Below are 24,867 nucleotides of genomic sequence, written 5' to 3'. Positions count from 1 at the left end.
TGCACGCTTGCAGGCGGTGTGCCACCGGGGCACCCCTGTGACGAGGACGGGGCGAATGACACCGATCAGCCGAAGAGGCTTCGTCGGGCTCGGCGCTTCCGTGGCGGCGGGTGTGGCGGTTGGCGCCGGTACGATTCCCCGAGCTCTCGACTCCGCTCGAGCAGGGGGTACCCCCATGGCGGCCACGGCCCGGAGCGCGGCGACCGGCACGATCAGGGATGTGCGGCACGTGGTGATCCTGATGCAGGAGAACCGCAGCTTCGACCACTACTTCGGGCGCCTCAAGGGTGTCCGCGGCTTCGACGACCGCAGCGGCATCGTGCTGAGCGGCGGCCGCTCGGTCTTCGGCCAGCCGAACGGGCGGGGCCGGCAGTACCCCTGGAAGCTCAGCGCGACCCCGGCCGCGGGCGGCAAGGACGGCGAGACGCTCGCCCAGTGCAACGGCGAACTCCCGCACTCCTGGTCCTCGCAGCACTCCGCCTGGAACAAGGGCCGCCTCGACAACTGGGTCCCGGCCGTGGGCAGCGTCCGCTCCCTGGGCTATCTGGACCGCTCCGACATCCCGTTCCACTACGCGCTCGCCGACAACTACACGGTCTGCGACGCCTACTTCTGCTCCAGCCTCAGCGCCACCGGCCCCAACCGCACCTACCTGTGGAGCGGCAAGGTCGACCCCGCCAGCTACGACGGCGGCGACGAGTCGGGCCTGACCTGGCAGAACTACGCCGAGGCGCTGCAGGCCGCCGGGGTGAGCTGGAGGGTCTACCAGAACGCGGCGGACAACTACGGGGACAACGGCTGCGCCTACTTCAAGAGCTTCGCCGACGCCAAGGCCGGCGACCCGCTCCACGACCGGGGCATGTCCTCCGTGCCGAAGGTGACCGGCTCGACCCCGGACGACATCGCCGCCGCGATCAAGGCCGACGTCGTCGCGGGCACGCTCCCGCAGGTCTCCTGGGTCGTCCCCGACCAGGGATTCTCCGAGCACCCGTACGCCCCGCCCGGCGACGGCGCCCACTTCGTGAACCTCGTCTACCAGGCCCTGGCGGCGGACCGCGACGTCTTCGACTCGACCGTCCTGTTCCTCAACTACGACGAGAACGACGGCTTCTTCGACCATGTCCCGCCGCCTGCCCCGCCCGCCGGAACGGCCGGTGAGTTCCTGAACGGCGTGCCGTACGGCTTCGGCTTCCGCGTCCCGATGATCGTCGTCTCGCCCTGGACACGCGGCGGCTGGGTCTCCTCGGAGGTCTTCGAGCACACCTCGGTTGCGCGCTTCCTGGAGACCTGGACCGCGGCCATCGGCAGGCCCGCGAAGTGCCCCCACATCAGCGCCTGGCGACGCGCGGTCAGCGGCGACCTGACCGGCGTCTTCGACTTCGCCAACCCGGTTCACGGCCCGGTGTCGCTGCCCGCGACCGGCGTCATCGGCATGGCCGCCTGCGCTCCGCTGCCCGACCCCGTACCGACGGACAACGCCCTGCCCGCCCAGGAGCCCGGAACCCGCCCGGCCCGCGCGCTGCCGTACCAGCCGAACGGATACCTCGACCACCTGGACTTCGTGGCCACCGGCGAGATCCTCGCCTGGTTCACCATGGCCAACCAGGGCGCCCCGGCGGCGCGGGCGGCCCATTTCTCCATCCATCCGAACGCCTACCGCGACACCACGCCCTGGCAGTACACGGTCGACCCGGGCGGCACCGCCTCCGACTACTTCAACATCGGGCCCGCGTACGGCGGCGGCAAGTACGACCTCACCATGGTCGGCCCCAACCGCTTCCTGCGCCGCTTCCAGGGCGACGCGACGAAGGCCGGCAAGTCGGCCGAGGTGAGGACGCGTTACGCCGTGGAGCCCGGCACCGGCGAACTCGCCGTCTACTTCAGGATGACCAACTCGGGTTCCTCGTCGGTGAAGTTCACCATCACCTCGAACCACTACCGCGGTGACGGTCCCTGGACGTACACGGTCGCCGCGGGCGCGTCGACGGAGGACCGGTACGACGTGGTGGCCCGCCAGTGGGGCTGGTACGACTTCACGGTCACCGTCGACTCCGACACGACCTGGTCGCGCCGGTTCACCGGGCACCTGGAGACCGGCGCGCCGAGCGTCAGCGGCTGAGCCATGCGTACAGGTCCGGGCGCGGCGCGAGTTCGACGACCGCCCGGCGGCCGCTCTCCAGCGCCCGGACCCCCGCCTCGGCGACCACGGAGGCCGCGTACCCGTCCCAGACGCTGGGGCCGGTGACCGTTCCTCGCCGGGTGGCGTCGACCCACGCCTGGACCTCGCGGTCGTAGGCGTCGGCGAACCGGACGAGATAGTCCTGCGCCACCTCCTCCCGCGCGCTGCCGCGCGAGGTCACGACCATGGTGTGTTCGTCGCCGATGCGGGCGCTGCCCGCCTCGCACACGGCCTCGCAGCGCACCTGGTAGCCGAAGCCGCAGTTGACGAACACCTCGACGTCCACCAGGGCCCCCCGCTCGGTCTCGAAGAGCACGAACTGCGGGTCGACCAGGCCCTCGGGGGCGCCCGGCGAGGACGCCGGGCGCAGCACGGTCACGGCGGTCAGCTCCTGGCCCAGCAGCCAGCGGGCCGCGTCGATCTCGTGCGAGACCGAGCTGTTGACCAGCATGGCGCTGGTGAAGTCGGGCGGGGAGGAGACATTGCGGTGGACGCAGTGCAGCATCAGCGGGCGCCCCAGGGTGCCGCCGTCCAGCAGGGCCTTGAGACGGCGGTACTCGCTGTCGTAGCGGCGCATGAACCCGATCTGCGCCAGCCGCCGCCCGAGCCGTGCCTCCGCCTCCATGACGCGGAGCGCTCCCGTGGAGTCCGGCACCATGGGCTTCTCGCACAGCACCGGCAGTCCACGTGCGAACGCCGCGAGCAGCGCCTCCTCGTGCGCGGGGCCGGGCGAGGCGATCAGGACGGCCCGCACACCGGGCGCGTCCAGCGCGGCCACCGCGTCCGTGTGCACCGAGGCCCCGTCGAGGCCGGCGGCCGCCTCCTCGGCGCGCGCGGCGTCGGGGTCGGCGACCGCGGCGACCCTGGCTCCGCTCACCACGTGCTCGAGGCGTCGTATGTGATCGGCGCCCATGTGGCCGGCACCCAGTACGGCCACGCCCAGCAGGTCACCCACGTGCGCACTCCCTCCCGGCCGGTGATCACGCCGTAGCGTACGCCGCCCAGAAGTCGTGCTCAGTAGCGCAGTACTCCGGCGATCCCGTTCTCGTCGCCCAGGGTGCCGTCCGGTACGAAGCGGACGTCGGCGCCGGTCTCCAGACACTGCTCGACGATCTCGTCCACGATGTCCTCGCGGGCGTCGAGGTCGCCGCTCTTCGCCGGGATCAGATGGTCACCGTCGTCACGCACGGTGATGCGGTAGTTCTCCTCGACGGCGAGCAGCCGGATGCGGCCCTCGCGGGCGCTCTGCCAGACCTCGTCGACACCGGCGGCGAACGCCTTGCGTCCCCGGGCGGTGGACAGCTCCCGCGCCACGGCGTCGGCGTTCCTGCGGGCCTCCGCGTCGACGATCGGCCGTATGGCCTGCCACACCGCGTCGGGGGTGCCGTTCGCCAGTCCGCCGTGCGGGACGTGCACGGCTTCCCTGATCACCATGCCGACCTCGTCCATCGCGGACAGGGCCGCCTGCTCGCCGGTGACGTACAGAGGCCGCGGGTCGGTGCGCAGCACGGCCGTCAGCGCCGTGTCCGCGTCGCGCAGGAAGTGACGGGTGCCCTCGTCGCGGAACGTGCTCGGCGTGTCGCCGATCTGTTCCCGGCGCTCCGCGTCGAAGTTCTCGCGCGTCCTGGTCATCGGGAAGCCGCCGGAATGGTCCTCGACGACGCGTTCGGGCCCGCCGTTCCACAGCGTGACGCGGTCCGCGGAGACCGAGAGCACCCAGAACGGCCGCTCGGCGGCCTGTGCGGAGACGAGGTTGCGGGTGAGGAAGGTGTCCGAGAGGACGACCCGCTCGGGTACGGTGCGGCCGAGCGACCACACCTGGTGCTCACCGGGTGCGGCGAAGATCACCAGGCCGTCCTCGGCGTGCGCCAGGTCCACCTCGGACAGGGCCCGGTCGAGCTGGTCGACGACGTCGACGCGCCGCTCCCGGCTGACCGAGGGATCGGACTCCAGCTGCTTCTTGGCCTCGGCCACGACATTGCGCAGCCGGACCGGATCCTGGGCGTTGTAAGGCTCTCGGCGATGCGTCGGCGTCAGCACGGACACCGCGGGATACGGGCGCGGACGCCGCAGCTCTGCGAGGGTCACGGGACTGAGTGCGTGCTCCATAACAGCACGATAGGGCCGATTCACCGATCGGGCATTTGGGGTAATCGACGGCGTTTACGGGTGGATCTCCGGTCGGCCATGGGCACAGATGCGCCCAGGAGGTGGTCGCGGTGGCCCGGCTCGTCGTCGACGGGGAGGACGTGGTCCTCCGTCTCGCCCTGTCCGAGCGCCTGCTGGCCCGGCGCCGCGAGGTCCGCCTGCCGCTCACGGCGGTCCGCGCGGTGAGCGTCGAGCCGGACTGGTGGCGTGGGCTGCGCGGGCTGCCGCGCTCCGCCCGCTGGCGGCCCGACCGGTTCTGTCTGGGCGAGTGGCGGCACGCCGAGGGCCGGGACTTCGTCGCCGTGCGGGCGCACGGTCCCGTCGTCCTCGTCGAGCTGCGGCCGTCGGCGCCCTTCGACCGCCTGGCCGTGTCGACGGCCGATCCCGAAGGAGTCGTACGGGCCATCCGTCAGGTGGCTCAATCCCGTTGCCGGGCCGGGCGGGTTCACCTGGCCGTCATGTACCGTCGGCCCACCGAGACCCCGAGTACGCAAGCAATTTACCCACGTTCGGCATTTCGATCAGTTGAGAGTTGCTAGGGTGCTACCCGTCGGTAGCAAACCGAAGCGGGGATCATCTGGAGTCGCTCGACCCGTGGCTCCGACGACGGGGGTGCCGAGCCCGACGACCTGGCAAGGGGGCCTGGTCGGGCAGGGCTTGTGCGGTTGCGCGAGACGCGTCCCTCGAGCGTCAGTTCCCTGCTCACCAATTCAGACAGGTGAGACTCGTCAAAATGGCACGTTCCCTGGTCGATTTACTGACCACGCACGCCTCGACCCACCCTGATCGGACCGCTTACCGCTACCTCGTCACGGGCGACAGCGACGGACAGACGCAGGAGCTCACCTACGGGCGCCTCGCCGACCGTTCGCGAGCCATCGCCGCCTGGCTGCAGGAGCGCGGACTCGCCGGGTCCCGCGCCATGTTGCTCCACCCGCCCGGCCTGGAGTTCATCTGCGCCTACCTCGGCTGCCTCTCGGCCGCGGTGGCCGCCGTTCCGGGCGTCCCCCCGCAGGGCCGGGCACAGAACCACCGTGCCCTGACCCGTATGAAGCGCCTGATAGCCGACGCGGACGCCAAGGTCATCCTCGGCGGCCGCGAGGTGATCGCCGCCCTGGACACCATGGCGGAACACCTCCCCGAACTGGACGGCATCGCCCGCGTCGCCACCGAGGACATCCCCGACGAGGCGGCCGCCACCTGGCGCGAACCCGAACTCACCGCGGACTCCGTCGCGTTCCTCCAGTACACCTCCGGCTCGACCTCCGCCCCGCGCGGAGTGGTCGTGACCCATGGAAACCTGCTGGACAACGAACGGGTCATCACCGAGCGGATGGGCCACACCCCCGACACGCTCGCGGAGTACGGCCACGAACTGATCGTCAGCTGGCTGCCCGTCTACCACGACATGGGCCTGATGGGCCCGGTCCTGAACACGATGTACCTCGGCGCCACCGCCACCCTCTTCTCACCGCTGCACTTCCTGCAGCGGCCCGCGCGCTGGCTGCAGGCCGTCAGCCGCTTTTGCCCGCACACCAGCGGCGGCCCCAACTTCGCCTACGAACTGTGCCTCAAGCACGCCGGCCCGGACCTGCTCGACGGCCTCGACCTCAGCTCCTGGAAGGTCGCCTTCAACGGCGCCGAACCGGTCCGCGCCGCCACCCTGCGGCGCTTCGCCGAGACCTTCGGCGAGGCCGGCTTCCGCCGCGAGGCCTTCTACCCCTGCTACGGCCTGGCCGAGGCCACCCTCATGGTCACCGGCGGCTCCGTGGACACCCCGCCCACGCTGCTCGAACCCGCCGACAACGGGCCGCACGCCGGTGAGGCGGACGCCGCGGCCGTGGGCTGCGGACGCCCCGGCCCCGGTGTGACCGTGGTGATCGCCGACCCCGAACGGCGGGAGGAACTGCCAGAGGGAGAGGTCGGCGAGATCTGGGTCGGCGGCGCGAGCGTCGCCAAGGGCTACTGGCGCAACGCCCTCGCCACCCGTGAGACGTTCCGCGCCACGCTCCCCGACGCCCTCACCGGCGAGGAGCGCCGCTTCCTGCGCACCGGTGACCTCGGATTCCTGCGCGACGGCGAACTGTTCGTCACCGGCCGCCTCAAGGACCTGATCGTCATCGACGGCCGCAACCACTACCCGCAGGACCTGGAGCTGTCCGCCGAGCTGTCCCACCCGGCGCTGCGGCCGGGCTGCACCGCCGCGTTCTCCGTGGACTGCGGAACGGAGGGCGAACAGGCGGTCGTCGTCGCCGAGTTGTCCCCGGACGCGGTCGGCGAGGCCGAGAAGGTCACCGACCTGATCCGCAGCACGCTCGGCGAGGCCCACGGCCTGTCGGTGCGTGACGTCGTGCTGGTCCAGCCCGGCACCATCCCCAAGACGTCCAGCGGGAAGATCCAGCGCCGCGCCACCCGTGCGGCCCATCTCGACGGCACCCTCGCGGTGATCGGCGAGCCCTCCGCGGTGTGACACCGCCCGCCGCCGGCGCCCCCATCGGTGCCGGCGGCACGGCCGGGTCGCCGATGCCCGCCGCCGACCGCTGACCGTCGTACGTCCCTCGTACGACGGTCAGCCCTGCCCCCATGCCGTCGCCTGCGCCGTAGCGTGCGCGGCCGTACGGCATCCGCCTGAGCCCGAGTTCACGAGGACACCTGCCCAGATGCCTGCGAACGAGTCCCCGAAGCAGTCCCCCGAGCCGTCCCCGACGACCTCCGAGGGCGTACGGGCCTGGCTGGCGTCGGCCGTCGCCGAGGCGGCCGGGATCGACCCGCCGGCCGTCGACCCGGACCGGCCCCTCGCCGAATTCGGCATCGGTTCACGCCAGTTGGTGACCCTTGCCGCCGAGCTCTCCGAGCGGATCGGCCGGCCCCTGGAGCCGTCCCTGGTCTTCAACCACCCCACGATCTCCGTGATCGCCGAGGCCGTCCTCGAACCACCCTTCGGCGCACCGGCGTCGACGCACCCCGAGCCGGTCCGGGCCGCTGCCGCCCGTCCGGACGACGACGTGGCCATCATCTCCATGGCCTGCCGCTTCCCCGGCGGTGCCGAGAACCCCGAGGCGCTGTGGCGGCTGCTGGCCGCGGGTGAGGACGCCGTCTCCGAGGTCCCCGCGGGCCGTTGGGACACCCACGGGCTCTACGACCCCGACCCGGAGGCCACCGGAAAGGCCTACACCCTGCGCGGCGGATTCCTGGACGGCATCGACCGCTTCGACGCGCCCTTCTTCGGGATCTCCCCGCGCGAGGCCGCGGCCATGGACCCGCAGCAGCGGCTGCTGCTGCAGACCGCCTGGGAGACACTGGAGCGGGCCGGCATCGTCCCGGACACGCTGAACGGCAGCTCCACCGGCGTCTACGTCGGCCTGTACGACAGCGGCTATCTGGCCGCCGCCTCGCTCGGCCAGCTCGACGGGCACGTCGGCACCGGCTCGGCCGCCAGCGTGGCCTCCGGGCGCATCGCCTACACCCTCGGCCTCCAGGGCCCCGCGGTGACCGTCGACACCGCCTGCTCGTCCTCCCTCGTCGCGCTGCATCTGGCGGCGCGGGCGCTGGCGAGCGGCGAGTGCGACCTGGCGCTCGCCGGTGGCGCGACGCTTCTCGTGACGCCGCGCGGGCACGTCGAGTTCAGCAGGCTGCGCGGGCTGTCGCCGTCCGGGCGCTGCAGCCCGTTCTCGGCCGACGCCGACGGTGTGGTGTGGGGCGAGGGCTGCGGGCTGGTCCTGCTCAAGCGGCTCGCGGACGCACGCCGGGACGGCGACCGGGTGCTGGCCGTCGTCAAGGGCTCGGCGATCAACCAGGACGGCCGCAGCCAGGGCCTGAGCGCGCCCAACGGCCCCGCCCAGGAACGGGTGCTGCGCGCCGCGCTGGACGCCGCCGGGCTGACCCCGCACGACCTGGACCACGTCGAGGCGCACGGCACGGGCACCCGGCTGGGCGACCCGATCGAGGGCCGGGCGCTGGCCAACGTGTTCGGGCCCGGCCGCGCTGCCGACCGGCCGCTCGGCGTCGGTTCCCTCAAGTCCAACATCGGTCACACCCAGGCCGCGGCGGGCATCGCCGGCGTCATCAAGACGGTGCTGGCCCTCGGCCACGAATGCATTCCGGCCTCGCTGCACGCCGAGACCCTCACCGAGCACATCGACTGGACGGACAGCGGCCTGCGCGTGCTCGGCGACGCCGAGGCATGGCCGCGCGAGGCGGGCCGCGCGCGGCGGGCCGGAGTGAGCGCCTTCGGCATCAGCGGCACCAACGCCCATGTGGTGCTGGAGGAGGCGCCCGAGGAGCCGGCACAGGAAGGCACCGGGTCCGGCACGAGCCCCCTCGCCGGTGAACCGCACGGCACCTGCCTCTTCCCGCTCTCCGCGCGCGGACTTCCCGCCCTGCGCGGACAGGCCGCCCGCCTCCGCGCGGCACTGGAAGCCCGGCCGGAGCTGCCCCTGCCCGCCGTGGCCGCGACGCTCACCCACCACCGCACCCACTTCGACCACCGAGCCGTCGTCCGGGCGGGCCACCGCGACGAGTTGCTCACCGCACTGCGCTCACTCGCCGAAGGACAGCCCGACCCCGACCTGACCGTCGGCCCCGAGCAGACCCGGCCCGTGGGCAAGGTGGCCTTCGTCTTCCCCGGCCAGGGTGCCCAGTGGACCGGCATGGCCCGCGACCTGCTCGACCGGGACCCGGTGTTCGCCGACGAACTCGACCGCTGCGACGCCGCCCTGCGGCCCTTCACCGAGTGGTCGGTGACCTCGGTGCTGCGCGGTGAGGCGGGCGCCCCGTCCCTGGACCGGGTGGACGTGGTCCAGCCGGTGCTGTTCGCCGTGATGGTGTCGCTGGCCGCCGTGTGGCGGGCCCGGGGCATCCGGCCCGACGCCGTGATCGGGCACAGCCAGGGCGAGGTCGCCGCGGCCTGTGTCGCGGGGGCGCTCAGCCTCAACGACGCGGCCGCCGTGGTTGCCCTGCGCAGCCAGGCACTGACCGAGCTGTCCGGCACCGGCACCATGGCCGTCGTGGCCCTGCCCCACACCGAGGTGGAGACACGGCTCCCCGACGGGGTGAGCGTCGCGGCCGTCAACAGCGGCCGGTCCACGGTGATCGCCGGCGACGTGGTCCCCCTGGAAGCCTTCCTCGCCGACCTCGAGGCGGAGCAGGTCTTCGTCCGGCGCCTGGAGGTCGACTACGCCTCCCACAGCGCCCAGGTCGAACCGGTCCGCGCGACGATCCTCGACGAACTCGACGGCGTCATCAGCAGCCCGACGTCCGTCGCCTGGTACTCCACCGTCACCGGCGAGCCGGTCACCGAGGAGCTGGAAGCCGACTACTGGTACACCAACCTCCGGGAGACCGTGCGCTTCGCCCCCACCGTGGAGCGCATGACTGCCGACGGCTACCGCCACTTCGTGGAGCTCAGCCCGCACCCCTCCCTGCTCACGGCCCTGCGCACCGTCGGCGAGGACCACGGCCACGATCTGCTCGCCGTCGGCTCGCTGCGCCGCGACGAGGACGCCCGCGCCTGCCTGGACCGGGCCACCGCCGAACTCCACGTCCAGGGACGGCGGATCGACTGGCGCCGCCTGGTCGCCGGCACGGCGCCCGTGGACCTGCCGACGTACGCCTGGGATCCGCAGCGCCACTGGACCGAGCCCGAGTCCGGCACGGGCGGTCCCGGTCTGTTCGACCGCGCCGCGCACCCGTTGCTCGGCATCCAGCTCCAGTCGGCCGACGCGACCCGCTGGACCTTCCGCGACGAGTGGTCCCCGGCCACCGCCGACTGGCTGCCCGACCACGCCGTGTTCGGCCGGACCGTGGTCTCCGGCACGACCCTGGCCGAGCTGTGCCGCGCGGCCCTCGCCGTGGCCCGCCCGGACACCCCGGCCGACGTCACCGCCCTGCTCCTGCTCAGCCCCCTGGTGCTGCCGGACTCCCACACGGTCGAGGTGTCCGTCGAGGTGGTCACCGCCGGTCCCGTGCCGGAGATCACCGTGCACAGCCGCCCGCGCGGCCAGGACGCCACCGGCTGGACCCTGCACGCCACCGCGTCCGCGGCCGAGTCCGCCCCCGTGGCGGCCGGGCAGCCGCCGGTGTGGCCGCAGACGGCCGAGGAGCTCTGGACCCCGGAGACCTACGAGCGGCTGGACGTGCTCGGCCTCGGCTACGGTCCCGCCTTCCAGGGCGTGCGGTCGGTGGTCGCGACCGACGACGACACGCTGCTGGCACGCCTCTCGCTGCCGTCCGACGCCCGTGACGTGGCCGATCCCTACCCGGTCCACCCGGCGCTGCTGGACGCCGCCCTCCAGGTCGCCGCGGCCTTCGACGCCGACGGCGGGCGGGTGTTCCTCCCGGTCGCCGTGGGCCGCTGCGTGCTGCCGCCCGGCGGCGCCGCCGACCTGACCGCGTCCGTACGGCGCACGGGCGGTTCGGCCACGGACCTCACGCTGGACGTGACCCTGTGGGACGCCGACGGACTCCCGGCCGGCCGCCTTGAGACCGTACGGCTGCGCGCCGCCGACCCGGCCGACCTGGGCGGCGGTTCGGAGAACGGACGGCACCTGTACGAGGTCGCGTGGACGGATCTGCCCGAGGAGCCCTCCGCCGCAGAGGGCACCGTGTGGGCGGTCGTCGGGGACGGGTCCGATCCACAGGTCGCGGCGGCCCGGCAGGGCCTCGGCGCGGCGGGGGCCGAGGTGCGCGACACGGGCACCGACGTCGTCGTACGCATCTGGCCGCGTCCGGCCGATGACGCCGAACCGGCGGCCGTGGCACAGGAGTTGGCCGCCGCGGCACTGGAGGAACTGCACGCCCTGATCGCGCTGCCCGGGGAGGAGGCCCCGTCCCGGACCGTATGGGTGACCCGCGGCGCGGTCGCCGCCGCCGACGGCGACCGGGTGACCGGCTTCGCCCAGTCGGTGCTGTGGGGCCTGGCGCGCAGCGCCCGCGCCGAGCACCCGGACCTCGGGCTGACCCTGCTCGACCTCGACGATCTCGACCACGCGGACATGGCGACCGCTCTGCTCGCCACCGGGGGCCGTTCCGACGAACCCGAACTCGCCCTTCGTGCCGGTACGTTGCTCGTTCCGAGGCTGGTGCGCGCCCGCCCCGCGGACACCTTGCGCGTGCCGGCCGGGGACCACTACGAACTGGTCCTCGCCGACGATCCGGCCCTGCGCACCGCCGAGCCCCTGCCGCTGGGGCCCGGCCAGGTGCGGATCCAGGTGCACGCGCTCGCGCTCCCGGCGCCCGGAGCGGCATCCGTCGCGTGCGCGGGTGTGCTGACCGAGGTCGCCGCCGACGTCGAGGGACTTCTTCCCGGCCTGCGGGTGGCCGCCACGGCCGACACCGCGCCGGGCTCCGAGGCGGTCACCGACGCGTCACGGATCACGGTGGTCGCGGACGACGTGGCGCTCACCGCCGCGGCAGCGGCAGCCGAACACCCGCGCGTCTTCCATGTCACCGACGTCCGCGAGGCGATCCGCCACCGGGCCGTGTCCGACCGCCCCGTGGTCCTGGACCTGGCCGGCACCCCCACCCCGGTCCCCACCGACGGCACCGTGCTGATCACCGGCGGTCTGGGAGCCGTCGGCCGGCACATCGCCCGCCTCCTCGCCGAACTCGGCGTTCCCCGGCTGCTCCTGACCTCTCGTCAGGGCGCCGACGATCCCCGCACCGCCGAGGTCACCGCCGAACTGGCCGCGCTGGGCACCGAGGTCGAGGTCGCGGCATGCGACGTGGCGGACGCGGCGGCCGTGGCCGACGTACTCGCCGGGATCGGCGAGGAGTCGCCGCTGCGGGGCGTCGTGCACTGTGCCGGTGTCCTGGACGACGGCGTGGTCGCCGAGCTGACCCCCGAGCGGCTCGCACGGGTGCTCGGCCCGAAGGCCGACGGCGCCGCCCATCTGCACCGGCTCACCGCGGACGCGCCCCTCGACCTGTTCCTGCTGGTCTCCTCGGCCGCCGGTGTCGTCGGCAACCCGGGCCAGGGCAACTACGCGGCGGCCAACGCCTTCCTGGACCAACTCGCCCACCACCGGCGTTCCTTGGGCCTGCCCGGCGTCTCCGTCTCGTTCGGCGCGTGGGCGGGCGAGGGCCTCGCCGCCGCACACGCCGACCTGGAGCGGATGGCGCGTCTCGGCCATCGCGCCCTCACCCCCGACCAGGGCCGCGACCTGGTAGAGCTGTCCCTGCGGCGGAACGCGCCGCACCTGGTCGCCTGGGTCCTGGACCTGCCCCGGCTGCGCGAGCACGCGGACGGGGCCGCGCTGTGGCGCTCGCTGCTGCCCGCGCCCAGCACCGACCGGCCCACCGCTGACGGCCTGGCCGACCGCCTGGCCCGGCTGCCGGAGCCGGAACGCGCCGAACGCGTCCTTGCCCTGGTCCGCGACGAGGTCTCCCGCGCCCTCGGCCTGCGTTCGGCGGAATCCGTCCGCCCCGACCAGCCGCTGCGCGACCTCGGCATGGACTCGGTGACCGCGGTCGAACTCCGCAACCGCATCGGCAACCGCATCGGCGCCCGGCTCCCCGCGACTCTGCTGTTCGACCACCCCACCGCGGGCCGGCTCGCCGCCCATCTGCTGTCCCACGTCCTCGTCACGGACGGCGACCGTGCCGCCCGGCGCACCGCGTCCGCCCCGGCACGCCTCGCCGCCCCGGCGACGGACGAGCCGATCGCCGTGGTCTCCATGGCCTGCCGGCTGCCCGGTGGGGTGAGTGACCCGGAGGGACTGTGGCGGCTGGTCGCGGACGGCCGTGACGCGGTCGGTCCGTTCCCGGCGGCGCGCTGGGACGTGGAGTCGCTGTACGACCCCGATCCGGACGCCCTCGGCAAGACATACGCCCGCGAGGGCGGCTTCCTGGACGACATCGAGTCCTTCGACCCGGGCTTCTTCGGCATCACCCCGAAGGAGGCCGCCGCCATGGACCCGCAGCAGCGGCTGCTCCTGGAGACGTCCTGGGAGGCGCTGGAGCGCGCCGGGATCGTGCCCGCCGCACTGGCGGGCAGCATCACCGGTGTGTACGTCGGGATGTTCGGCAGCGACTATCTGTCCGGCTCCCGGCTCGACCAGCTGGACGGCTACGTCGGCACCGGCTCCGCGCTGAGCGTGGCCTCGGGCCGGCTCGCCTACGCCCTCGGCCTGCACGGTCCGGCGATGACCGTCGACACCGCCTGTTCCTCCTCCCTGGTGGCCACCCACCTCGCGACACAGGCGCTGCGGACCGGCGAGTGCGATCTCGCGCTGGCCGGCGGAGTGACGCTGATGGTCACACCCCAGACCTTCGTGGAGTTCAGCCGGCTGCGCGGACTGTCCCCGACCGGCCGCTGCCGTTCCTTCTCCGACGACGCGGACGGCGCGATCTGGGCCGAGGGCGTCGGCATGCTCGTACTGAAGCGGCTGAGCGACGCCCGGCGCGACGGGGACGAGGTACTGGCCGTGCTGCGCGGCACGGCCGTCAACCAGGACGGCCGCAGCCAGGGCCTGTCCGCGCCCAACGGCCCCGCGCAGGAGCAGGTGATCCGGCGGGCGCTGGACGTGTCCGGACTGGAACCCGCCGACATCGACTACGTGGAGGCCCACGGAACCGGAACGACGCTCGGCGACCCGATCGAGGCCAATGCGCTGGCCGAGGTCTTCGCCGACTCCCGTCCCCAGGACCGCCCGCTGTTCCTCGGCTCCCTCAAGTCCAACATCGGCCATGTGCAGGCGGCTTCGGGCGTGGCAGGGCTGATCAAGGTGGTCCAGTCGCTGCGCCACCGGACCCTGCCGCGCACCCTGCACGCCGACACGCCCAGCCGGCACGTCGAGTGGGACGGCAGCGGGCTGCGGCTGCTCCAGGAGGCCGTGGACTGGCCGTCGACGGGGGAGCGGGTCAGGCGCGCCGGGATCAGTGCCTTCGGCATCAGCGGCACCAACGCCCATGTGATCGTCGAGGAGGCCCCGCGCGTCGAGCCCGCGGCCGTGCCCGTCGACCCTGCTGCCCCGCGTGAAACACTGCCCGAGAAGCGGTTGTTCGTGCTGTCCGGACGCGGCGAGACGGCGCTGCGCGGACAGGCCGCGCGGCTGGCCCGGTACGTCACCGACGACACCTCGCTGCCGGACGTCGCCCACACCCTGGCCCGTCACCGCAGCCACTTCGAATGGCGCACGACCGTCGTCGCCGGCGACCGGGACGAACTGCTCTCCTCCCTCAAGGCGTTGAGCAGCGGGCGCAGGCCCCTGACACCGCCCCGCGAGGAGCAGACCGGCAAGGTGGCCTTCGTGTTCGCCGGGCACGGCGGCCAGTGGACCGGCATGGGCATGGAACTGCTGGCCCGTTCCGAGGCGTTCCGCGAGGAGCTGACCCGAATCGACGAGGCTGTCCACCGGCAGGTCGGCTGGTCCGTGCTCAATGTGCTGCGCGCACCCGAGGAGTTCTCCCCGCTCGACCGCACGGAGTACCTCCAGCCGGTTCTGTTCGCGGTCAACGCGGCCCTGGCCGCCGCCTGGCGCGAACTCGGCGTCACACCCGACGCGGTCGTCGGACACAGCCTGGGCGAGATCGCCGCCGCCTACACCGCGGGCGCCCTGACACTGGACGAGGCGGTGGCCGTGGTGACGGGGCGCGCCCAGGCGGTCGTCCCCCTGGTCGGACAGGGCGGCATGCTGGCCGTGGAACTGCCCTCCGCGGACGTCGAGAAACTGCTCGAACCGTATGCCGACCGGCTGTTCGTCGCGGCCCTCAACAGCGCCCGGGGCACGGCCGTTTCGGGCGACGCCGACGCACTGGCCGAGCTGCGCCGGAGCCTGGAGGAGCGGGAGATCCCCGCACGCGTCCTGTCGACGCCGTTCGCCTCGCACACCCCGCTGCTGGAGCCGCTCCGCGACGAACTGCTCGACCGATTCTCCGTCGTCCACGGCACCCGCACACCCACCCCGTTCTACTCGTCGGTGCTGGCCGAACCGGTGCCCGGGGACCGGCTGGACGCCGCCTACTGGTTCGCCAACCTCAGGCAGCCCGTCCGCTTCGCGGACACCGTCCGGCGGATGCTGGCCGACGGCTACCGCTACTTCGTGGAGCTCAGCCCGCACCCTTCGCTCACCTCGTCCGTCGAGGCGGTCGCCGCCGAGGCCGGCATCGACGCGGTCGGCGTCGGTTCGCTGCGCAGGCAGCGCGACGGCCGGGACGTACTGCTCGGCAGGGTGGGCGAGTTGTACACGGCCGGGCACACGCCCGACTGGGCCGCGCTGTTCCCCGAGGGCCACAGGGCGGACCTGCCCACCTACGCCTTCGCCCGCGAACGGCACTGGCTCGCCCCGGTCCAGGGCGGCGGCGCGGCCGGGGGTTCGCCGCTGCTCGGCACCCACGTCGAGGCCAGCGACGAGCCGGACAAGGACATCTTCCAGAGCGAGATCGACCTGCGCGACTCCCGCTTCGTCTATCTGACCGACCACCGCGTCACCGGCGAGGTGTGGCTGCCCGGTGCGGCCTTCCTCGACATGGCGCTCGAAGCCGCGACCGCGGTGACGGAGGGCGGCGAGGTGCGGCTGGCCGACGTGGCGTTCGTCCAGCCGCTGCGGCTGGACGAGGAACGGCCCGTACGGCTCCAACTCGTGCTGCGCCCGGCCGAGAACGGCTTCCGGGACTTCACCGTCGCCTCCGCCGCGCCGGGCGAGCGCTGGGAACGGCATGTCACCGGCCGGATCGCGGTTGCCGACGCCGGTCCCGCGGCGGACGAGGGCGAGGACCTGTCCGCGCTGCGCGAGCGGTGTGCGGAGCGCGTCGACGTACCGGCCGTGTACGCCGGACTCGCCGCCCTCGGCATCGAGTACGGCCCCTTCTTCCGGGGGCTGGAGGAGGGCCACCGCAGCGATGCCGCCGCGGTCGGCCGGCTCGCCGCCAAGCCCGCCGCCGGTCATCTGCTGCACCCCGCCGTGCTCGACGCCGCCTTCCACTCGGCCGCGTTCCCCGAAAACGCCCCGCAGGGACGGGCGTTCGTGCCCGCCGGGGTCGGACGGCTGCGGTTCACCGGGTTGCGCACCACACCGGCCTGGGTGACCTGTGCCCTGCGCGGCGTGGACGGCGACACCGCGACGCTCGACCTGCGGCTGTGGGACGAGGACGAACAACTCGTCCTGGAGGCCTCTCAGTTCCGGCTCGCCGCGCTCTCGCCGCTGGACGGCGCGCTCTTCGAGACCCGCTGGCAGCCCCGCCCCGAGGCACAGGAGGCGCCCGACGGCGGCAGTTGGCTGATCCTCGCCGACGAGACCGGAGTGGCCGAAGAACTGGCTGAACGGCTCGGGGATCTGGTGCCGCACGTCATCGCCCGCAGGGGAGAGGCGTTCGGCGTCGAAGGCCCCGGACGCTATGTGCTCGATCCGGCCGACCCCGCCCAGCTGGCCCGTCTGCTGGACGAGGCCTACCCGGACGGGCCGCCCGGACGGGTCGTCCAGCTCTCCGCGCTCGACGCCCCGGCGATCGGCGACGCACGCACCGCCGATGAGGCGGCCCGCCTGTGCTGCCTGAGCACCCTGCATCTGGTGCGGACCCTCGCCGACCGGCCGAAGGGCCGCACGCCCCGCCTGTTCGTGGTCGTCCGCGGCAGCCAGGCCGCCGGTGACAGCGGCCGGGTGACGCACCCCCAGCAGGCGCTGGCCTGGGGCTTCGGCCTCGCCGTGGCGCAGGAGTACCCCGAACTGGCGACCACGCTCGTCGACCTGCCGCCCACGGGCGGCGCCGGGGAACTGTGGACGCAGCTGTGGCACGCGGACGACGAACGGCTGGTCGCGCTGCGCGAGTCGGGCCGCCTGGTGCCGCGTCTGGCCCGTACCCGCCCGGACGACGCCGGTGACGCCGGCACCGACGGCGTCCACCTGATCACCGGCGGTCTGGGCGGCCTCGGCCGGGTCGTCGCCGAGCGGCTGGTCCGACGCGGCGCCCGACAGCTCGCCCTGATGAGCCGGGGAACGCCCGACGCCGAAACCACCGCCTGGATCCGGGGCCTTCAGGAGCGCGGTGTCACCGTGCACCTGCCCCGCGCCGACGTCGCCGACCGCGCCGGTCTCACGGCCGCCCTGGACGCCGTACGACATGAGGCGGGCCCGATCACCACGGTCGTGCACGCGGCCGGTGTCCTCGACGACGCCACCGTGGCGAACCTGACCGACGAACGCGTCCTGCGCGTTCTCGCCCCCAAGGTGCTCGGCACCGCCCTGCTCACCGAACTGATTCCGGAAGCCCGGAGCCTGGTGCTGTTCGCCTCGGCGGCCGGACTCCTCGGCTCGGCCGGTCAGAGCCCGTACTCCGCCGCCAACGCCTTCCTCGACGCCTGGGCGCATCACCTCGCCCACGCCGACCGGCGGGCGCTGAGCCTGGACTGGGGCGCCTGGGCCGGCGTCGGCATGGTCGCCGAGTCCGGCACCCGGGCCGCCGAGACCAGCCGCTCCGGACTGATCGCCTTCTCCCCGCAGGACGGCGGCGAACTGTTCGAGCGGGTGCTGACCACCGGCCGCCGTCAGCTCGCGCCCATCGCCCTCGACTGGGAACTGCTCGGGCTCGACCCCGACGCGGTGCGCGGCCGCCCGATCCTGGGCGACCTGATCACCCTTCCGACGGGCGGCGCCGACACCGACGACCTCGTCAGGAAGGTGTTCGCCGCCACCACCGAGCACGACCGCGCCGAGTGGCTGGAGGCGTACGTACGGGCCCGGGTCGGCGAGGTCTCCGGCGGCGCCGTGGACGTGTTCGCGACCACGGCCCTGAAGGAACTCGGCCTGGACTCCCTGATGCTGGTCCGGCTGCGCAACGCCTTCGCCCGCGAGCTCGGGGTCGAACTCCCGGCCGCCGACGTGTTCTCCGCCGCCGACATCCGCGGCCTCGCCCGCGCCCTGGGCGCGGCCCTGCCCGAGCGGGAGACGGCAGCGCGCGAGGAGAAGCCGGAGCGGGCGGCGGAAGTGCCCGAGACCGAATTGCGGCCCGCCACCCGGGACGTCGTACGGCTCCTGCGCAGCGCCCAGCCGGGCATGCCCGACGCGGCCCACGGCGTCGGCCTCGCCGTACGCCTCACCGCGCCCTCCACCCGCGAGACCCTCACGGACATCGTCGACCGGCTCGCCGCACGGCACGCCGCCCTGCGCACCGCGATCGTCACCGGACCCGAGGGCGGGCGACAGCTGCGCGTGGACCGCGAGTTGACGCGGCCGCTGCTGCGCTGGACCGCCGACCCGGACGCCGATCCGGCCGACCGGCTGCGCCGGCTGCTGGAGCCGCCGTTCGACCTGGCGAGCCCGTCGCTGTGGCGCTTCGAACTGCTCGACGGCGGTACCGGCGGCCAGATCCTGGTCTTCGGAGCGCACCACGCGGTCAGCGATCTGCAGTCCCTGCTGCTGGTGGCCGGGGAGATCGACGCCGAACTGTCCGGCACCCCGCTCGGCGGCACCGTCACCAACCGGGACATCGACCTGCTGATCGAGGCCCAGGAAGGCGGCCAGGGCGCCACCGCCGAGTGGCGCGAGGCCTTCCACGGCAGCGAGCGGCTGGACCTGACACTCACCCATGACCGGCCCGAGGACCGTTCGTACCGGGCAGGCAGCGTGACCGTCACCCTCCCCGGCTCACTCATGGAGCGCGTCTCGGCGGCCGCGAGCACTCTGGCCGTCACCCCGGCCGCCTTCTGCCTCGGCACACTGACCGTGCTGCTCGCCAGGAAGCGGGAGCGCGAGCGGTTCGTGCTCGCCGTGCCCGTCGACACCCGCATCCACGCCGACGCGTTCGGCGCCGTGGGCTTCTACGGCGTGCCCGTGCCGTTCCCGGCGCAGGCCGCCGCGGGCGAGACGGTCGAGGAGGTGCTGCGCCGGACCGACGGCCGGCTGGAGAAGGTCCTGGCGAAGGGCGCCATGTTCTCGGACGTCCTGGCCACACTGGCCAAGCAGGGGCTGTACCGGGCGAACGCGCCGCTCGTGGAGGTGTACTTCAACTTCGTCCGCTTCTCCGGTCGGCTGAACCGGCTGGAGGTGCTGCCCGCCGGGATCGGATACACCGACCTCGACCTGATGATCACCATGACCCCGGACGCGGGCACGGTCCGGCTCGACCACAACCTGGACATCCTGGACGCGGCGACCGCCACCGCGCTGGGGGAGGAGTTCGTGCGGCTGCTCGAGGAGACGGCGCGGGACGCGACGGCGGTCGTGCGGGAGGGCGGTGCGACCGCGACCGTGTCCCGCGAGGGCGGTGCTACCGCGGTCGTGGCCCGTGAGGAAGGGCCCGCCGCAGTACGGCGGCCGACCCTCGGCCTCGCCGCCACCTTCGCCCTCGGCAACCTCCCGCTGATGTGTGAGTCCGCACTGGAGGAGGAGGGCGTCACCGTCGCGGAGGCCCCTTACCACCAGGTCCTGGCGAGCCTTCAGGACCCGTCCGGTGTCCTCGCCGACCCGGCCACCGCGGTGGGCGTGGTGCTGCTGCGGGCCGCGGACCTGGAACGGTTCGGCCCGGTGGACGACACGCTCCTCGCCGAGCTGCGCACCGCCTACCCGGCCGCGCTGAAGGCCCTGTCCGAACGGACCCGCAGGCCGCTCGTCGTCGGCTTCCCGCCCGCCGCCCACGAAGAGGAACGCTTCGTCGAATGGGAACGCGGGATCGCCGCCGACCTGGCCGACCTGCCCGGCATCGCGGTCCTCGGCCCCGACGAGTGGACCCGCCACCACCGGGTCGACGAACGCTTCGACGCGCGCACCGAGCGGCTGGCCCACCTGCCCTTCACCCCGCACTTCCAGGCGGCCGTCGCCCTGCGCCTCGCCGAGGTCGTACGGGCCGTGCTGCGTCCGGCGCCCAAGGTCATCGCCGTCGACGGCGACGAGACCCTGTGGGGCGGTGTCGCCGGGGAGCTGGGCCCGGAGGCGGTGGACCTCACCGGACCGCGTGCCCTGCTGGCGCGCAGGCTGCTCCAGTGGCGGGCGGCGGGCGCACTGCTGGCGCTGGTCAGCAACAACGACGAGGCCACGGTCCGGGCCGTCCTGGACCGCCCCGACAGCCTGCTGAAGGCCGAGCACTTCAGCGTGCTCTCCGCCGCCTGGGGCCCGAAGCCGGCCCGGATCGCGGACGCGGCGCGCACGCTCAACCTCGGCGTGGACAGCTTCCTGTTCCTGGACGACAACCCGGCCGAGATCGCCAAGATGCGGGCGGCGCTGCCGCTGGTGCTGTCCGTGACCTGCCCGCCGACCGGCGAACTCGACGGTTTCCTGGGCCGTTTGTGGCCGCTGGTCCCGGCCGCGACGACCGCCGAGGACGCGCTGCGGGCGCGGTTCTACGAGCAGGAGCGGGAGCGCGACGCGGTGCGCGAACAGGGCGGGTTCGAGGAGTTCCTGGCCCAGCTGGAGCTGGCGGTCGACATCCGTGCCCTCGCCGAGGACGACGTACAGCGCGCCGAGCAACTCGTGCGCCGCACCAACCAGTTCACCCTGCGTGCCCGCTCCTCGGACGGCGGCGATCTCGCCCGGTGGCGGGAGCGCGGCGAGGTGTGGACGGCGGCGGCCCGGGACCGGTTCGGCGACTACGGTCAGATCGCCCTGCTCGCCGTACGCGCCGAGGGCGGCCAACTCGACGTCCTGGCCTGGATGATGAGCTGCCGCGCACTCGGCCGGGGCGTCGAGGAACGCCTGCTGGCGTGGCTGGCCGACCGGGCCGACGCGCTGGGCTGCGCCAAGGTCCGGCTGTCGGCGGAGCGCACCCCGCGCAACGCGCCCGCACGGCGGCTGCTGGCCGCGCTCGGCGGTGGCCACCAGGACGACGAGCGGCTGGACGCCGTCGTCACACCGGACCATCTGCGGGCGTTCCGGTCCTGGGAGCAGCAGTGACGGACCCAGGAGCAAGGACAGCAGTGAGCGACAGGACAGTGCACAACGTGAAGGGCTCTCATGCGTGATCTGAACGACGACGGCGGCAGGCTGACGACCGCCGAGGCCATCGAGCGAGGCGGTGGCGGGCTCGGCGTGACCGACCTGCTGGCCCGATTGCAGACCGCGGCGGCCGGACCGGCGCCCGCCCCGGCGGTCCGTGACGTGGACGGCCTCGCGGCCACCATCGCCACCGCCGCGGGCCGCTACCTGCCCTCTGGCCAACTGGCCCCGGACGCCGACTTCTTCGACGCGGGCGGTACGTCCGTCCACGCGGTGGAGCTCATCGCGGAGCTGGAGGACGAGCTGGGCATCGAGGTCGACCTGGACGATGTCTTCGCCGACGCCCGGCCGATCAGCCTGGCCCGGCGCTGGCTCCCGGTGATCGCGGGCACGGAGTCGGTGGAGACCGGTTCCGGCACGGCAGCGACGGAGGCCGGTTCCGGCACGGCAGCGGCCCCCGCGGACACCGGCTCCGGCGCCGCACCGGCCCCGGTGAGCGGCACCGCGGGATCGGCGGCCGCCGTCACACCGGCCGCCCTCCCGCTCTCCGCCGCCGGGACCCTCCCCGCCCCGGCCCCGCGCACCCTCCCCGTCCCGGCGCCCCGCACCCCACCCGCCGTACCCGGCACCCCCCGGTCCACCACCGACCGCCACTCCAGGGCCCGCCAGGAGGACCTCGACCAGATCCTGGCCGACCTCGCGCTCGCCGACCGGCTCCCCTTCACCGACGTACCCGAGCCGCTGCCGCCCCGCCGGATCCTGCTCACCGGCGCCACCGGCTTCCTCGGCGGCCATATGCTGCTCGACCTGCTGCGGCACAGCGACGCCCATGTGTACTGCCTGGTCCGCGCCGACGACGAGAAGGCGGCCGAAGCCCGGCTGGCGCAGCAGCTGCGCAGCTACCGGCTGCCCTGGTCGTCGGAGGTGGCACGCCGGGTGACCGTGCTGCCCGGCGACATCCGCCGCCCGCGTCTCGGTCTGTCCGACGAGCTGTGGCACAGCCTCGCCCATGAACTCGACAGCATCGTCGGCGTCGCGGCGGCCGTGGACTTCCTGCGCGGCTACCAGTCCCTGCGCGGCAGCAACGTGCTCGGCACGCTGACCCTGGCCGAACTCGCGGCGACCGGCCGTCCCAAGCCGCTGCACCACATCTCCTCGATCGCGGTGTTCAACGAGGTCGGCATCACCTCCATGGGCGAGGACGACCCGCTCGCCCACATCGACCGGCTCATCTCCGGCTACGACCAGTCCAAGTGGGCCGCCGAGGTCGCGCTGCGCCGGGCCCGCGACCACGGCCTGGTGGTCACCGCGCTGCGCCCCGGCGGCATCGGCGGCCACACCAGGACCGGCGCCTACAACCCGCTCGACCTCAGCAGCGGTCTGATCTCGGCCTTCGGCCGCTTCCGCACCGTACCGGCGTTCCGCTACCTCAACGCCGCCCCGGTCGACTGGGTGAGCCGGGTCGCCGTCGCCGCGGTCTGCGAGCCGGACGCCTGGGGCTTCGACTACAACCTGACCGGCGTCCCCAACACCCTCGACGACGTCGTACAGGACATGGCGCTCGGCGGGATGCACGTCCGCGTCCAGGACTGGGACGAGTGGCGCACCGACGCGCTGGCCCGGCTCGAGGCCGAACCGATACCCGAACTGGGCTTCCTGAGCCGGGTGTTGCAGAGCGCCACCGCCCTCAAGCTGGTCGAGGCCACGCTGAGGGGACCCGCCGCCGGCAGCGAGCGCACCGACTCCCTCGTCGCGGCCCTCGGCCTGCCGCCCGCGGCCCGCTACGACGCACGGGCCCAGATGAAGACCTTCGAGAAGCTCGCCGGTGACGGCCTGGCCCGGCTGCCCCACAAGGAGGACCAGCCCTACCTGTGGTTCACCGAGACGACCGAGGGCACCGTCGGTCCGGTCGGCGCGAACGCAGGGACACCCTGCTCGATGGCGCTCACCCTGTCCATCGCGAGCATGTACCAGCTGGTGAAGGAACGCCGGATCGACGTCACCGGCGAAGTGACCTGCTCCGCGATCCACCCCGGTCCGCTGACCGTCGAGCGCGGCGACGTCTGGATCCGTCCTGAGGAGGGCATCCCGCAGCAGCACGGCCTCAGGCACCAACTCCTGCGCTACCGGCTGCGGTTGCGCGATGCCGACGGCGGACAGTGGTGGCTGGAGGGCCGCAAGTACGCCCGCGCCCGCCGCGATCTGTGGCGGCAGACCCGCGCCCTGACCGTCGAGATCGGCCGCGAGGGCGAGGCCGCGAGCCTGCTCGGCGAGGTCGTCGTACCCGCCGATTCCTACGTCCGCGACCAGATCGACGGCATCAAGGTCGACCCGCGCCTGACCGGTCAGGAGAAGCGGGCCGCCAAGCTGACCTGGCTCGCCTGGTTCGGCCTGGAGATGGGCCGCGGACTGCTCGGCCCGTTCACCCGGGCCGCCGCGGACCTGCTCGACCTGCGCCGCACCCCGACCCTCACGGAGCCCAACCGATGATGTTCAAGGCCACGACCTCCCGCACCCGGCCGGCGCTCCGCAAGGTCCGGACCACCGCGGCCCCGCGCCCGCTGCGCCACCGTCTCGACCCCACCCGGGTCGAGGAGATCCCCTTCCGCGCGAGCGACGGCGTCCGGCTCGGCCTGACCCGCGTCGACACCGGCGACACCGCCCGCCCCGCCGTCCTGCTCCTGCACGGGCACACCGCCTCCGCGGACATGTTCCTGCTGCCGGAGACCCGCAACATGGTCGACGTCCTGCTCGACGACGGCTACGAGCCCTGGCTGCTCGACTGGCGGGGCAGCTGCCGGCTGCCTTACAACGAGACCGGCCGCAGGTACACCTACGACGACGTGGCGTTGTACGACATCCCCGAGGCCGTCTCCCACATCCGCGAACGCATCGGCGACCGGCCGCTGTTCGTGATCGCCCACTGCATCGGCTCCCTCTGCCTGTCGATGAGCATGGCGGCGGGGCTGGTGCCGGGCCTTGCCGGAGTCGTCTCCCAGGGCGTGTTCCTGACCCCGAAGCTGGCGGGCCGCACCTCGCTGCGCATGTCGGTCGCGGGGGAGTTGCTCAAGACCCGGATCGACCACATCCCGGTCGACTTCCGCAAGGTGGGCCTGTGGTCCAAGTACACGCCCCTGTTCGCCCTGGCCTCCCGCAAAGCGGACTGCCCCGACCCGACCTGCCAGATCCTGCACAACTCGGCCTGGGGCACGGGCGCCTCGCTGTTCGTGCACGAGAACCTCGCCGACGCCACCCACGACCGGCTCGCCGAGCTCCTCGGCCCCGCGCCCCTGTGGATCCTTCCGCATCTGCGCCGGATCGAGCTGGCCCGCAGCGTCGTGCGCTGGCACGACACCGACCACCGCTACCGGGCGCTGCCGCCCAACGCGCTGGACGCGGCCGGCCGCATCGACACCCCGCTGCTGCTCCTCGCGGGCAGTGACAACGGGCTCTGGCTGGACTCGCAGCGACTGTGTCACGAGGTGCTGGCACACCGGCAGCCGCAGCTCGACGTGGCGTACACCGAGATCCCCGGATACGGCCACCTCGACCCGTTCATCGGCCGGGGCGCCGCCCTCGACGTGTTCGGGCACATCCTGGAATTCCTGGGCGAACGACGGTGACGGGGCAGGGGGCGGCCGGTTACCGTACCGGGCAGTAACCGGACCGCACCCAGGA

8 protein-coding genes are annotated in these 24,867 nt (G+C 73.5%); 6 read left to right on the top strand and 2 right to left on the bottom strand.

The genetic code is table 11. From position 1 onward, the window contains the following. The first annotated feature begins 55 nt into the window (after positions 1-55). On the top strand, positions 56-2,119 hold the full coding sequence (locus N8I87_RS04310) for a phosphocholine-specific phospholipase C (protein WP_263205601.1): 2,064 nt from the start codon (positions 56-58) through the stop codon (positions 2,117-2,119). Here the strand turns inward: N8I87_RS04310 and N8I87_RS04305 are convergent. Together N8I87_RS04305 and N8I87_RS04300 are read right to left on the bottom strand one after the other, a co-directional pair. Next, positions 2,109-3,134: a Gfo/Idh/MocA family protein gene (locus tag N8I87_RS04305; protein WP_263205599.1), complete on the bottom strand. Its 1,026-nt coding sequence runs from the start codon at positions 3,132-3,134 to the stop codon at positions 2,109-2,111. The genes N8I87_RS04310 and N8I87_RS04305 overlap by 11 nt on opposite strands. A 59-nt stretch (positions 3,135-3,193) precedes the next feature. After that, positions 3,194-4,288 carry a baeRF3 domain-containing protein gene (locus N8I87_RS04300; RefSeq protein WP_263205597.1) on the bottom strand — a complete coding sequence of 365 codons (1,095 nt, stop codon included), beginning with the start codon at positions 4,286-4,288 and terminating at the stop codon, positions 3,194-3,196. A 110-nt stretch (positions 4,289-4,398) separates the two neighbouring features. Between N8I87_RS04300 and N8I87_RS04295 the strand changes: the two genes are divergently transcribed. From N8I87_RS04295 to N8I87_RS04275, 5 genes are all read left to right on the top strand, one after another. Then, complete coding sequence (locus tag N8I87_RS04295) at positions 4,399-4,866, top strand: hypothetical protein (RefSeq protein WP_263205596.1); 468 nt, start codon at positions 4,399-4,401, stop codon at positions 4,864-4,866. Positions 4,867-5,060: 194 nt separating this feature from the next. Further along, positions 5,061-6,797, top strand: coding sequence for a fatty acyl-AMP ligase (locus N8I87_RS04290; protein ID WP_263205593.1), 1,737 nt, complete (start codon positions 5,061-5,063; stop codon positions 6,795-6,797). A 190-nt stretch (positions 6,798-6,987) separates the two neighbouring features. Beyond that, positions 6,988-21,147, top strand: a complete 14,160-nt coding sequence (locus tag N8I87_RS04285) for a type I polyketide synthase (protein WP_263205591.1) — start codon at positions 6,988-6,990, stop codon at positions 21,145-21,147. Between the two features lie 60 nt (positions 21,148-21,207). After that, a complete protein-coding gene (locus tag N8I87_RS04280; RefSeq protein ID WP_263205588.1) occupies positions 21,208-23,679 on the top strand; it encodes a thioester reductase domain-containing protein in 2,472 nt (823 codons plus the stop codon). Next, positions 23,676-24,812: an alpha/beta hydrolase gene (locus N8I87_RS04275; protein WP_263205586.1), complete on the top strand. Its 1,137-nt coding sequence runs from the start codon at positions 23,676-23,678 to the stop codon at positions 24,810-24,812. The genes N8I87_RS04280 and N8I87_RS04275 overlap by 4 nt, the downstream gene beginning before the upstream one ends. The last annotated feature ends 55 nt before the right edge of the window (positions 24,813-24,867 follow it).

Source organism: Streptomyces sp. HUAS 15-9, assembly GCF_025642155.1.
GTDB lineage: Bacteria > Actinomycetota > Actinomycetes > Streptomycetales > Streptomycetaceae > Streptomyces.
Note: the sequence above shows the minus strand (reverse complement) of the source record. Positions and strands in the feature narration are given on the sequence as shown.